We start from the raw sequence: 14,201 nt of genomic DNA, 5'->3' as shown, positions 1-14,201 counted from the left end.
GTTGTTCTAACGAGAGTTATGAGAAGTCAAGAATCAAAAGTCAGGAGGGGATCAGGCCCTCTCTGACGCTTAACTCCTGACTCCTGCACATCTAAAGATCTAGATAGGCTCGCAATTCACCTTGATCTCGCTGAAGGGTAAATCCCAGCTTTTTACAAAGATGCTGCATTGCCTGGTTCTCTGGCAAGATATCGGCTGAAATACGAGTGAGTTCTTCAGCTTGACCGATATTGATTAGCGATCGCAAGAGCTCTGTCCCCAATCCTCGTCCTTGATATTGGTCATTGATCAACATGCCAAATTCTGCTTCATTGAGACCATGAAGTCGGCTGAGGCGAGCTACTCCCAAGATGGTTCTTTGCTGCGTAGCTGGAGCATGATATTCAGCCACTAGCGCCATTTCCCGGTCATAGTCAATAAAACAGATACGGGTCAGACGTTCATGGGCAACCCGGGCCTTTAGGTTGATCAAATGAAAATATCGAAAGTAAATACTCTCTTCTGACAGGGTTTTATGGAAATCGACAATTAATGGCTCATCTTCAGGCGAAATGGGTCGAATTGTCACTCCCATGCCATCAGGTAGTGCCCAAGGCTTAATGTATTGTTTGGGATATGGGCGAATTGCAGGCTTGGGCAACTGATCTTCTGGTATATCGGACTCATGGAGCACCACGCGTGCATCCAAAGCCAGTAGCTGCTCTGTAGATGCCAACAGCGGATTGATCTCAATCTCTTTAATTTCAGGATAGGCCACCACCAGCTGGCTAAATCTCACCAACAACTGTTCAAGGGCAGCAAGATCAATACTTGGCTGACCACGTACCCCCTTAAGCGCTTTATAGATCTGGGTTTTTTCCATTAGACGCCGAGCCAGGGTGGTATTGAGCGGTGGCAAACCGAGGGCGCGATCGCAATAGACTTCCACCAGCTGTCCACCACTGCCAAATAGCAAAACGGGGCCTAGCTGTTCATCAACGCTACTGCCCAAAATCAGTTCATAGCCAGTGCGCAGCACCATGGGCTGTACCGTCACACCCAAACAATCTCCCGGTTGGCCAATGGCCATAATCAACCGATAGGCTGCCCGTACTGCCATTTCGTCTGGCAAATTGAGCTGTACACCGCCCACATCGGTTTTGTGAGTGATGGTATGGGAGTGCAGCTTCAGCACCACTGGATAGCCAATTTGTTCAGCCAGGGTTACCGCCTCATCTACTGAGGTAGCCAGTTTAGTGGTAACAGTGGGAATTCCGTAGGCGTTCAGTAACGCTTTAGACTCCCACTCACTTAACAGCAAACGGTGCTCTGCCCTCGCACGGGTCAATAACTCACTGATGGGGGTGGTATCAAACGTTGGCGTTGTTGTGAGGCTAGGCGTTTCATAGAGAGCATGGAGATTATCACTGTAGCGGGCCATTAACGTAAAGACCTGGGCCGCAGCATCAGGATACGGCAAGGTAAAGATACTACTCTGATTGAGTTGAGCTTCACCTGTAGCCACCACATCTGTGCCCATCCAGCTAGCCAACAAGGGTCTATCTTTCCAATGACCTACCCTTGACTGTAGCTGGGCCGCTGTTTCAGCGGGCTGGGTCATGGCCTGGGGCGTTAGAATAACCAAAAGACCATCACTGTTGCGGTCTTGTGCCAACACATCGAGGGCCGCACCATACCTTTCTGGGGTAGCATCCCCTAAAATATCGATGGGATTCTGACGGCTCCAATGGTCGGGCAACAATGTATCGAGGGTCTCTACGGTTTCAGCACTCAGGGAAGCTAGTTCTCCTCCACTGCGAATCAGGGCATCTGTAGCCAACACCCCCGGTCCTCCAGCATTGGTGAGAATTGTTAGCCGTTTACCCCGAGGACGGGGTTGTTTGCCTAAGACTTCTGCTAAATTAAACAGCTCGTCAATGGTGTTAACCCGCAACACACCACAGCGCCGAAATGCCGCGTCCAACACCTCATCGCTACCGGCCATAGCACCTGTATGGGAAGCAGCGGCCTGGGCTGCCAACTGGGTACGCCCTGACTTGATCACAATAATCGGTTTACTCAGGGCCACTTCTCGAGCTGCCGAGAGAAACGATCGGGCATTGCCTATGGTTTCCATATAGATAACAATGCTGTGGGTAGCCGGATCGTCACCCAGATAGTAGATTAAATCTCCCCAGTCGATATCCAACATTGATCCGATGGAAACAAAGGCACTAAAGCCAACATTTTCCCGGAGACTCCAATCCAAGATTGAGGTGCACAGAGCGCCACTTTGACTAATAAAACCAACGCTGCCTGGATTGGCCATGGTGCCCGCAAACGTGGCATTGAGACCGCTGATGGGACACATTAGACCTAAACAATTAGGTCCTAGCACTCTGAGTTGGTGACGTCGAGCTGTAGCTAAAACAGCCGCTTCTAAAGCAGCACCTGCTTCACCCACTTCTCTAAAACCTGCAGAAAGAATAATTACGCCTGCAACACCTGCGATCCCACATTGTTCAATAACCGCAGGTACACCTTGAGCAGGGATGGCTATAATGGCTAGATCGACTTGCTCAGGTACATGACCAATGGTGGGATAGGCCTTAATGCCAAGGACATTGGTCCGGGTTGGGTGAACGGGAAAAACAGTGCCTCCAAAAGAACTACTAATGAGGTTCCAGAGCACGGTGCGCCCTACACTACCGGGACGTTCAGTAGCACCGATAACGGCGACAGTTTGCGGCGCAAAAAAAGGTGAGAGTGGCTGATAATCGTAGCGGAGAATATCGTGGGCAGGATCTGGACAAAGAAGCTGATCTAACTGAAGAGAATTTTGATCTGTTTTATGGGGTATCGTTTCTGTTTCACCCATATAACCACTGACATTGAAGCTAGTCATAAATCGATAATGCCCCAAATACATCTAAAGGTTTAGCTGATTTCACGAGCGAGGCATGCTAGTAGCCTATTTCTAGTAGTAATCCCGAATGGTCTTCTTGGACTATCAATAGCTCAAAGTTTTCAAAGTTCTCAACTCTGAAAACTTTATGAAGATAATGTCCCGTGACATTTGAACTTATAAAGTGTATCTTTTTTTTCTATGGATTATATTAAGCAGATATATAAATATTCTTGTTCTTGTTAAAGGTGTTTCTCAACACAAAATTCTTTCGAAATTGGTAACCCCGACAACATTATTCTCCGGCAAGAAGTTTGGAAACAGGCAGGTTGTTTATTAAGAATGTTTCAATACATCATGATGTTTTTTAGAAACGTAACATAACCGTATCAGAAATACCTTTAGCCTCTATTTTTTTTGCTATGATGAACGAGTAAGCAAGATTACTCATTAAGTGTCGTCTGGGGGCTTTTTCAGATTTTACAGGTTGTAGATAGCTAATTTCTTTTCAGTTGTTTTAGACAGTCTTAGGTATGTAGGCATACGTAGTACGTAAGTAGCATTGAGGATTTATAACTAATCATTAGAATCTAGCTATCAGCATCAATCAATCAACCATTGGGAATTCTTGCGTGGTCAAAGGTGGAGATTGTCTATCGTACGTAAATTACTGAAATTCTGATTTTTTAACTTTGTGAATTTAGTTTTTTCCTTAGCGTAAGGATAACAAAGCGTTATGGAGGAATAAGGCCATGATATGGCCAGGGTTGTCATTTCTGACTATTGTTCACAAAATCAAGCATTTCATCATTCCATAACTAACATCAGTTATGGTTCAAAACAGTACTGTTGCGAGGAGATCGTAAATCATGAGTGTAGCAAGCACAGTCAACCCTAAAAAACAGGCGACATCGGGTGTTGAAGCTATTCCTTCTTCGACTGAACCTAAACAGCCATGGCGTCAGTTTTCCATGGGGCCATGGGGCGATGAGATTAATGTTCGAGATTTTATCCAGAAGAACTATTCTCCCTATGGTGGGGGTGGAGAGTTTCTAGCTGGAATTAGCGATCGCACCCGGCAGCTGTGGGAGAAAGTTACCGTGCTAATGCAGCTGGAGCGTGAGCGCGGTATTTTAGAGGCCGATAACCAATTACCCACCGGAATTACGGCCCATGCACCGGGATATATTGATCAATCCCTGGAACAGATTGTTGGGCTACAAACCGATAAACCCCTGAAGCGGGCCATTATGCCCCTGGGTGGCATTCGGGTGGTGAAAAAGTCTTTAGAAGCCTATGGATATCAGCTTGATCCCCAAACCCACGAGATCTTTACCAAGTATCGCAAGACCCATAATGACGGTGTGTTTGATGCCTACACCACAGAGATGAAAAGGGCCCGGCATTCAGGCATCATCACGGGATTGCCCGATGCCTATGGACGGGGGAGAATCATTGGAGACTATCGGCGGGTTGCCTTGTATGGTTGCGATCGCATTATTCTCGATAAGCACCAGCAGCTTCAATCCTTAGAGGTAGATACCCTGGATGAATCGATTATTACGCAACGGGAAGAGATCTCTGAGCAGATTCGTGCCCTACAAGAATTGCGCCGAATGGCTGCATCCTATGGCTTTGACATTAGCCAGCCAGCTGTCAATGCCAAAGAAGCCGTACAGTGGACTTACTTTGGCTATCTGGGGGCGATTAAAGAACAGAACGGTGCGGCCATGTCCCTGGGGCGGATCTCAACGTTCTTAGACATTTATATTCAACGGGATCTGGCCAATGGCGAGTTAACAGAGCCCGAGGCCCAGGAACTGATCGATCAGTTTGTAATGAAACTGCGAATGGTGCGATTCTTGCGCACGCCGGAGTATAACCAGCTGTTCTCCGGAGATCCGGTGTGGGTAACTGAATCCATTGGTGGCATTGGGTTAGACGGTCGTCCTTTGGTAACAAAGACCAGTTTCCGGTGTCTGCAAACCCTGTATAACCTGGGACCCGCTCCAGAGCCAAACCTGACCGTGCTGTGGTCAGAACGGCTGCCTCTGGAATTTAAGCAGTTCTGTGCCAAAGTCTCGAAAGATACCAGCTCCATCCAGTATGAAAACGACGACCTGATGCGGGCCGACTATGGAGATGACTACGGCATCGCCTGCTGTGTATCAGCCATGCCCATTGGCAAACAGATGCAATTCTTTGGTGCCCGGGTGAATTTAGCCAAAGCCCTCCTATATGCCATCAACGGCGGTAAAGACGAGAAGTCTGGAGAACAGATTACGCCTGCCTATGCCCCTGTGACCGGCGATATTCTGGACTATGACGAGGTCAACGCCAAGTTTGATGTGCTGATGGCCTGGCTGGCAAAACTCTATGTGAACACCCTCAATGTGATTCACTATATGCACGACAAGTACTGCTATGAAAGGCTGGAGATGGCCCTGCACGACAGAAATGTCTATCGCACCATGGCTTGTGGCATTGCTGGCCTATCCGTCGTAGCAGATTCGCTCTCCGCCATCAAATATGGTCAGGTGAAAGTGATTCGTAATGAGGCTGGCTTAGCCGTTGACTATGATGTCCAGGCTAATTATCCTGCCTTTGGCAACAATGATAATCGGGCAGACGATATTGCCTCCGAGCTGGTGCAGCGCTTTATGGATCACATTCGTCAGCACAAGACGTATCGCAACGCTGTTCCCACCCAGTCTATTTTGACCATTACGTCCAACGTGGTCTACGGGAAAAAGACTGGCAGTACCCCCGACGGTCGTAAAGCTGGTGAACCCTTTGCTCCCGGTGCTAACCCCATGCACGGTCGCGACACCAAAGGTGCGATCGCAGCTTGCGAATCAGTGGCTCAGCTACCTTACCAGCATGCTCAGGACGGTATTTCCTACACCTTCTCCATTGTGCCTGCTGCCCTGGGTAAAACCGAGACTGATCAGATTAACAATCTAGTCGGTTTACTGGATGGTTATTTCCACAACACAGGACAGCATATTAATGTCAATGTGCTCAACCGTGAAACGTTGTTGGATGCCATGGATCATCCTGAAAAATATCCTCAGCTAACCATTCGGGTCTCTGGCTATGCGGTGAACTTTATCAAACTCACCCGTGATCAACAGATGGATGTTGTTAATCGGACATTCCATAGTCGGTTCTAATGAGTCGGATGTCTCTCCTTCTCTCTAATGGAGAAGGATTTTAATCCCCCCTTCTCCCATTAAGGAGAAGGGGGGATTAAGGGCTCGAAACCTGGGACTACTCTCCGACTTGCTGGATACACGGTAGCCTTCGCTCGGAGAGGAGGGCTGACAACTCTTTAAAGCCGATATTGCCTGCTATGTTAATTCCTCAACCAGCTACAGTTACATCCACATCCACATCCACAGGTCGGATTCACTCTGTTGAAACCTGTGGTACCGTCGACGGGCCGGGGATCCGGTTTGTTGTCTTTACCCAAGGGTGCCCGCTACGGTGTCTGTATTGCCATAACCCCGACTGTCGAACGGTAGAAGGGGGCCGTGAAGTGACTGTCGATGAGCTGGTGACAGAAATTCTGCGCTACCGCACCTACCTGGAACTATCCGGAGGAGGGGTTACGGTCACGGGTGGAGAACCATTGCTACAGCCTGAATTTGTGGCTGAACTGTTACGTCGCTGTCAGGCTGAAGGATTACATACAGCTTTGGATACGTCAGGCTTTTCTGACTTAACAGCGGCTCAACAGGTTTTACCCCATACCAATCTCGTACTGCTTGACATTAAATCCTTTGATCCCGATCTATATCGTCGCGTCACCCACGTTTCCCAAGAACCGACCCTGCGTCTGGCTCGCTATCTCAATGATATTCATAAACTCACCTGGGTGCGGTTTGTTTTAGTGCCAGGATTGACCGATCCACCTGAAAATGTTGAGGGACTTGCTATATTTGTTGCAACCCTTACAAATGTTGAGTGGGTAGAGGTTTTACCATTTCATCAAATGGGGGCCTACAAGTGGGAAGCCCTGGGTTATGACTATCAATTAAAAGACACTCTGCCCCCCAGTCAGGAAAACATTGAACGCGTTAAAGCACAGTTTCAACGCCACGGTTTAAACATTCGCTAGAGGACTGCTCTATTATGACTTCACCATCTTCTCCTGCTAATGTTCGGGTAGATACGCTACAGAGCCTCGAAGAATTGGCACTGCGGGTGAAAAACGCTCAAGAGATTTATGCCAATTTTAATCAGGCTCAGGTTGATTTTATTTTCAAGCAAGCTGCGATCGCAGCCAACAATGCCCGTCTCCCCTTAGCTAAACAAGCGGTGGCAGAAACAAGCATGGGTGTGATTGAAGACAAGGTGATCAAAAATCACTTTGCTTCGGAATATATCTTCAACAAATATAAGCATGCCAAAACCTGTGGCGTCATTTACTCCGATGTTCACTACGGCATTCAAAAAGTGGCCGAGCCCATCGGGGTGATTGCTGGCATTGTGCCCACCACGAACCCCACATCCACAGCCATCTTTAAAGCGTTGCTCAGTCTCAAAACTCGCAACGCTATTATTTTCTCTCCCCACCCCCGCGCTAAAGCCTGCACAATTGCTGCGGCTAAAATTATTCGCAATGCTGCGGTGCAGGCTGGGGCACCCGCAGACTTAATTAGCTGGATTGATGAACCCACCCTGGAACTCTCCCAGGCATTGATGCAGCACCCTGACATTAAGCTAATTTTAGCCACGGGTGGACCCGGCATGGTCAAAGCCGCCTATTCCTCCGGTCATCCTTCACTGGGGGTGGGGGCTGGTAATACCCCCGCTTTAATTGACGAGACCGCCGATATTCAGATGGCGGTCAGCTCTATTTTATTGAGTAAGACGTTTGACAACGGCATGATCTGTGCGTCTGAACAATCCGCCGTGGTGGTCGACGACCTCTATGAAGATGTTAAACAGGAATTTATCAAACGGGGGGCCTATTTCCTCAACCCTGAAGAACAGGCAAGGGTGGGTCAGCTGTTACTGAAAAATGGACGACTCAATGCTGAGATTGTGGGTCAGTCCATTACTCAACTCGCTCAGCTGGCAAACCTGACCGTCCCCGAAGGCACTAAGCTGCTAATTGGTGAAGTTAGCACCATTGGCACTGAGGAACCCTTCTCCTATGAAAAACTCTCACTGATTTTGGCGCTCTATCGGGCCTCAGATTTTGCCGACGGTTTAGACCAGGCAAAACGATTGGTGAATTTTGCGGGACGGGGCCATACCTCAGTGCTGTATACCCACCCAGATAATCGCGATCGCATCACCCAGTTTGAAGACGAACTTGCCACAGCTCGTGTGTTGATCAACACCCCATCCTCCCAGGGGGCCATTGGTGATTTGTACAACTTCAAACTTGATCCCTCACTGACTTTAGGCTGCGGCACCTGGGGTGGCAACTCTGTTTCCGAGAATGTTGGGGTACAGCATCTCCTCAACATCAAAACAGTGACCGAACGGCGAGAAAATATGCTATGGTTTCGGGTTCCTCCCAAGGTTTACTTTAAGGCGGGCTGCATTCCCGTAGCCCTTGGGGATCTCGCCCATAAGAAACGAGCCTTTATCGTTACCGACAAGCCCTTATTTGACATGGGGTTCACCAAAGAGATTACGGACACCCTCGACAGTCTCAAAATTGAGCATCACACCTTCTTTGATGTTGAACCCGATCCCTCCCTCTCCACAGTGCAGCGGGGTCTGGCGATCATTAATAACTTCCAACCCGATGTGATTATTGCCCTGGGCGGTGGTTCACCCATGGATGCCGCCAAGGTGATGTGGCTGATGTATGAGCATCCCGAAGTGAAGTTTGAAGGTCTGGCAATGCGGTTTATGGACATTCGCAAACGGGTCTATGAGCTGCCGCCCCTCGGCGAAAAAGCCGTTCTTGTGGCCATTCCCACCACATCGGGCACCGGTTCTGAAGTCACCCCCTTTGCCGTGGTCACCGACGATCGCGTTGGGATTAAATATCCCCTGGCAGACTATGCCTTGACGCCCACCATGGCCATCATTGACCCGGAACTGGTGCGCCATATGCCCAAAAAACTCACCGCCTACGGTGGCATTGATGCCCTCACCCATGCCTTAGAAGCCTATGTTTCTGTGTTGGCCACTGAGTTTACCGACGGTTTAGCTCTAGAAGCGATCAGCTTGTTGATCAAGTATCTCCCCCGTGCCTATCACAATGGCCCCAACGATCCAGAAGCCCGCGAAAAAGTTCACTATGCAGCCACCATTGCTGGTATGGCTTTTGCCAATGCATTTCTGGGCATTTGTCATTCTTTGGCCCATAAGCTAGGGTCCACCTTCCACGTTCCCCACGGTCTCGCCAATGCGTTAATGATTTCCCACGTGATCCGCTACAACGCTACGGATGCCCCATTTAAACAGGCGATTTTTCCACAGTATGAGTATCCCCAGGCAAAGGCGAGATATGCTGCGATCGCAGATGTACTGAAGCTGGGTGGTGACAGTGATGACGACAAAGTTAATCGGCTCATCGCAGCGATCGAATCGCTCAAACAACAAGTAGATATACCTGGGAGTCTGCGAGCAGTGCTGAGCGATGATGAACATACGTTCTTCGAGCATCTTGATCTGATGGCAGAACAAGCGTTTGATGACCAGTGTACGGGAGCCAACCCTCGATATCCCCTCATTCAAGACCTCAAAGCGTTGTACATAGCCGCTTATCGGGACGATCTCCCACTGTCGTTATCAGAAGACAGCTCCCTATCATCACCCCCCATGCAGGAGGTAGCCCATTAGATCCTTGGCTGGTGGCACGTAACGGTGCCACCAGCCATCATTAGTTAGCCGTGAGTGGTGTTAGGACCGAGCACAATGAGATGACCTTCAAAATATTGTTAAATGAGCACCCTCAATTTGGCCTAACTGTTCAGCCAGGAAACAGTTATCCACTGGGTGCCAGAGTACGTGACGGGGGGATTAACTTTTGTCTCTATGCCCGCGAAGCAAGAACGGTGGAGCTGTTGTTATTTGCCACACCCGAAGATCCTCAGCCCCAGACAACAATTCGCCTAGATCCAAAAATCCATCACACCTTCCACTTTTGGCATGTCTTTGTCGTAGGGCTAAAAGCGGGGCAAGTATACGCCTATCGAGTTGACGGCCCCTACTATCCAGAAACCGGTCTTCGTTTTAACCGCAACAAGGTGCTACTCGACCCCTATGCACGTTCGGTTGTCGGGTGGCAAAACTATTCTCGCCAAGCTGCCATTGATGGCTCTGATAACTGTGCCCAGGCCCTTAGGGGGGTTGTGGTAGACCCACTCCCCTATGACTGGGAGGGCGATCGCCATCCTAAAACTCCCTACGCTGAGACAATCATTTATGAACTACATGTAGACGGGTTTACCCAGCATGCCAGCTCTGGTCTTGTGCCAGAGAAACGGGGGACCTATGCCGGTCTGATGGAAAAAATTCCATATTTACAGTCCCTGGGGATTACGGCTGTAGAGTTGATGCCCGTGCAACAATTTGACCCCAGCGATGCACCATCTGGAAAAGTAAACTATTGGGGGTATAGCCCGGTAGCCTTTTTTGCCCCACACCGGCAGTACAGTTATCGCCAAGATAACTTAGGGCCAGTGGATGAATTTAGAGATTTGGTTAAAGCTCTCCATCGGGCTGGCATTGAGGTGATATTAGATGTGGTATTTAACCACACCACCGAAGGCAATCACGAGGGACCTACCCTATCGCTGCGGGGGTTAAGCAATGAGTCATACTACATTCTTGAGAACGACAAGGCCTACTATAAAAACTACAGCGGCTGTGGCAATACCCTGAAGACCAGCGCCATCAGCGGCTATCTCATCCTAGACTGTCTGCGATACTGGGTCTCCGAGATGCACGTGGACGGCTTTCGCTTTGATCTGGCCTCAGTCCTCTCCCGTGATACCACGGGAGAGCCCTTACATAATCCACCGATTTTATGGATGATCAACACCGATCCAGCCTTAGCAGGGACCAAAATCATTGCGGAGGCCTGGGATGCAGCCGGACTATACCAGGTAGGACATTTTGCCGGGGAGCGCTTTGCTGAATGGAATGGCCCTTACCGTGATGATGTCCGTCGCTTTGTACGGGGGGATAATGGGGTTGTTCGTGCCCTGGCAGATCGCATTGTTGGTAGCCCCGATCTCTATGTGCAGTCACAGCGAGATCCCAACTACAGCGTTCACTTTGTCACCTGCCACGATGGGTTTACACTCTACGATTTGCTCAGCTACGACAGCAAACATAACTGGGCTAATGGGGAAAATAATCGGGATGGGACCGATGCTAACTGGAGCTGGAACTGTGGCGTGGAAGGCCCAACCCAAGATCCAACCATTCAATCATTGCGATTAAAACAGGCAAAGAACTTCTTTACGCTGTGGACCATGTCCCAGGGGACACCCATGATGCTGATGGGGGATGAAGTGTTGCGATCGCAACAGGGAAATAACAATGCCTACTGTCAAAACAATGAACTCAGCTGGTTTGATTGGAATGCCGTCATCACCCAAGGGGATTTTCTACGCTTTGTAAAAGGGTTAATTGGCTTTATTCAATCCCTACAGGTCTTCAAGCACGACCATCCGCTCATTGTCACACCCCAGTCAATCTCAGAGCCAGCTATCATTTGGCATGGAGTGAAGTTGGGGGCACCAGACTGGAGCTATACTTCCCACAGTCTGGCGTTTACCCTATCTCATCAAGAATATGGTGAATCGCTACACGTGATGTTAAACGCCTTTCATCAACCACTGATTTTTGAACTACCCCCTCTGCTTGAGGGACAATACTGGCATCGCATTGTCGATACTGCTTTAGCAGCGCCAGAGGACTTTTGTGAGCCAGACATGGCTCCAAAAGTGAAACAATCTTTTTATCAACTAGAACAATATTCTTCAGTCATCCTAATAGTACAATGAGTAACTAATACCAATTCCTGAAACTGTAGCTACAAATCTCAAGCCAAAACGCCTTTGCACAGGCGGTTTCCATACCTCAGAATTTAAAGCTCAAAACTGAGGACTGGTATAACATCTCCATCTCCAACAATCACTGCAAAGGAGACTTATCAAATGCAAACAGTTATCCAAGGTAAAAACGTTGATATTACTAATGCCATCCATGACTATGCCTATCAAAAAATCAACAAGGCTGTGCATCATTTTGAGGGGTTGTTGACCAAGATTGATATCACTTTATCTGTTCACAATAGTGCCCGAAAGCAAGATCAACAGACAGCCGAGGTCACCCTTTTTGCAAAGGGGACAGTTATACGGGCCGTTAAAAAACATAGCGATCTTTACACCGCTATTGATTTAGTAACCGATAAAATCACTCGACAATTGAAAAAATATAAGGAGAAGCAACAGCAGCGAATTCCCGTTTCCACTGTTCAAGATGATGGTCTTGAGCCATCTATCAACCCTACAACCATTATCAACGAACAAAGCCCCACGCTGCCTCCCATGGTTGTGCGAAATAAATTCTTTGCCATGCCCCCCATGTCAATTCAGGCGGCTTTGGAACAGCTAGAACTCATTGATCATGACTTTTATATGTTCCACAATTTAAGCACTGGAGAGATTAACGTGCTCTATGAACGAAATCATGGTGGCTATGGCTTGATCCAACCCCATCAAACCTCTGAGCAGACTACCGTCAGCCATCATAAGCGATATATAGCAAGCCACTAATGTCTATCTCCAAAGGAGAGACTGCACCAACAGCCGTTTGCTGCACCATCCTAAACAATAATGCACCTCCTACAGGTATCCATACACTCAGCATTTACCTGTAGGGGAGTTTGATCGTACCAGAGAGATCTGTATCTGTTGTTACCATTGAATCTTTGAACGTTATTCATCTTTGAGCATTTCAGTATTATTTCAGTAATAATGAATACAGCTTCCCCAGACCTTGCGTTGCATACTCTGGACATCATACGTCGATAGCATAGGCAATCCCTACTTTTAGGGAAAGACCTCGCTGACCAAAGGTCCCTGAACTACTAAGGAACCAAAATTAGTTAGGCTCCACTATTGGATGCACAGACGTTGCATGCAACGTCTTTTCAGTTCTCTCAATTAATTGGTATGAGGATGGTTATCACACTCCGTTTTTAGAGAATTATTAGCTATGCAGTCTGCAACCCTAAATCCAGATGCCCTAGGGCAATTACTCTCTCCATTAGAAATTACGCCTACTCAGATCAAACAATTTCATCAGCAGGGATATTTTATCTTAGATAATCTATTGACTGCTAAACAAATTGCAACAATTGTTGAACGGTTCAATTCTCTTTTTAACACTCAGTTTGAGACCGGAGCTTCTCCTGACGAATGGTATGGTCGTCCGGGAGTAAGCCAGCCCAATGCGACCCAGCAGATGACTGGCTTATGGCGTTGCGATCGCACCCTTGCCAGCTTTACCCTATCTGCCAAAATTGCCCAACTCAACGCCTCCCTCATGGGTTGGACCTCGGCCCGCTATGGCCTTGATACCTGCTGGATCAAGCCTCCCAATGCTCCCGAAGTTTATTTCCATCGCAATAATACCTACACCACAGCCATTGCTCCACCAGCTACCGTTACCTGTTGGATCGCCTTAAGCGATGTTGCCATGGAAACCGGCTCGTTAGAAATTGTGCCTGGTTCCCATTTTTGGAACTGCACCGATAAGATCCGCGTTCTCCACGCTCCCCGTGAGGATTATCGCGAGCCCCTTTGGCAAGCTGCAAAACAAGCAGGTGTAGAATCCCCCCAGATTGTTCCCATTGTTTTACCCCCTGGCAGTGCCCTCTTTCTCCACGGCAATCTGTGGCGTGGATCGGGTCAAAACCGTAGCGGCAGCAAAACACGCCGCAGTCTGGCCATCAGTTCTCTAGCCGGTCATGCCCGGTTTCAACTACCTGGCATGGGAGATGGCTATATTTTTGAACGCTACCGTCAGCAAGGAAGTTTAGACCTTGACGAAAGCCATTACCCCATATTGTGGTCTCAGGATGGCTATCGCACTCCCTTCTTAGCCGACTATTGTCCAGATGCACTGGTGGAATCCGACAAACAAGCTTAGGTATTCGCTCGTCTCCTGAACAACAGACATTTGAGCCTTGATGGGGTGGGCGGCGACTCACCACACGGTGTCAGCCATGCCTCGCCGTAGGACATTTCATATCCCAAATGTTAAGTTTTCCATTGTTGCCATTGCTGATTTACCCCATGACTCAATCGAAGCATGAGATTTAATCCGCCCC

The 14,201-nt window shown here is 48.5% G+C and carries 7 protein-coding genes; 6 read left to right on the top strand and 1 reads right to left on the bottom strand.

Annotated elements, in window-relative coordinates:
* Positions 1-91: 91 nt before the first annotated feature.
* On the bottom strand, positions 92-2,884 hold the full coding sequence (locus SPB21_RS11375; protein WP_499866593.1) for a bifunctional acetate--CoA ligase family protein/GNAT family N-acetyltransferase: 2,793 nt from the start codon (positions 2,882-2,884) through the stop codon (positions 92-94).
* 869 nt (positions 2,885-3,753) lie between these two features.
* Here SPB21_RS11375 and pflB point away from each other — a divergent pair.
* The 6 genes from pflB (at position 3,754) to SPB21_RS11345 (ending at position 14,020) form a co-directional block, all read left to right on the top strand.
* Entirely contained in the window at positions 3,754-6,057 is a 2,304-nt protein-coding gene (gene pflB, locus SPB21_RS11370) for a formate C-acetyltransferase (RefSeq protein ID WP_499866592.1), read from the top strand.
* 179 nt (positions 6,058-6,236) lie between these two features.
* Positions 6,237-7,004: a pyruvate formate-lyase-activating protein gene (gene pflA, locus SPB21_RS11365; protein WP_163702004.1), complete on the top strand. Its 768-nt coding sequence runs from the start codon at positions 6,237-6,239 to the stop codon at positions 7,002-7,004.
* A gap of 14 nt (positions 7,005-7,018) precedes the next feature.
* A complete protein-coding gene (gene adhE / locus SPB21_RS11360; protein WP_499866591.1) occupies positions 7,019-9,694 on the top strand; it encodes a bifunctional acetaldehyde-CoA/alcohol dehydrogenase in 2,676 nt (891 codons plus the stop codon).
* Positions 9,695-9,774: 80 nt separating this feature from the next.
* A complete protein-coding gene (gene glgX / locus SPB21_RS11355) occupies positions 9,775-11,868 on the top strand; it encodes a glycogen debranching protein GlgX (RefSeq protein WP_163659226.1) in 2,094 nt (697 codons plus the stop codon).
* A gap of 153 nt (positions 11,869-12,021) precedes the next feature.
* Positions 12,022-12,642, top strand: a complete 621-nt coding sequence (hpf, locus tag SPB21_RS11350; protein WP_499866590.1) for a ribosome hibernation-promoting factor, HPF/YfiA family — start codon at positions 12,022-12,024, stop codon at positions 12,640-12,642.
* 442 nt (positions 12,643-13,084) lie between these two features.
* Positions 13,085-14,020, top strand: a complete 936-nt coding sequence (locus tag SPB21_RS11345) for a phytanoyl-CoA dioxygenase family protein (protein WP_499866589.1) — start codon at positions 13,085-13,087, stop codon at positions 14,018-14,020.
* Positions 14,021-14,201: the final 181 nt, after the last annotated feature.

The organism is Leptothoe sp. ISB3NOV94-8A (assembly GCF_043421595.1).
In the GTDB taxonomy this organism is placed as follows: domain Bacteria; phylum Cyanobacteriota; class Cyanobacteriia; order Phormidesmidales; family Phormidesmidaceae; genus Leptothoe; species Leptothoe turfae.
The sequence above is the reverse complement of the archived record's forward strand: the minus strand, read 5'-3'. Positions and strand labels throughout refer to the sequence as shown.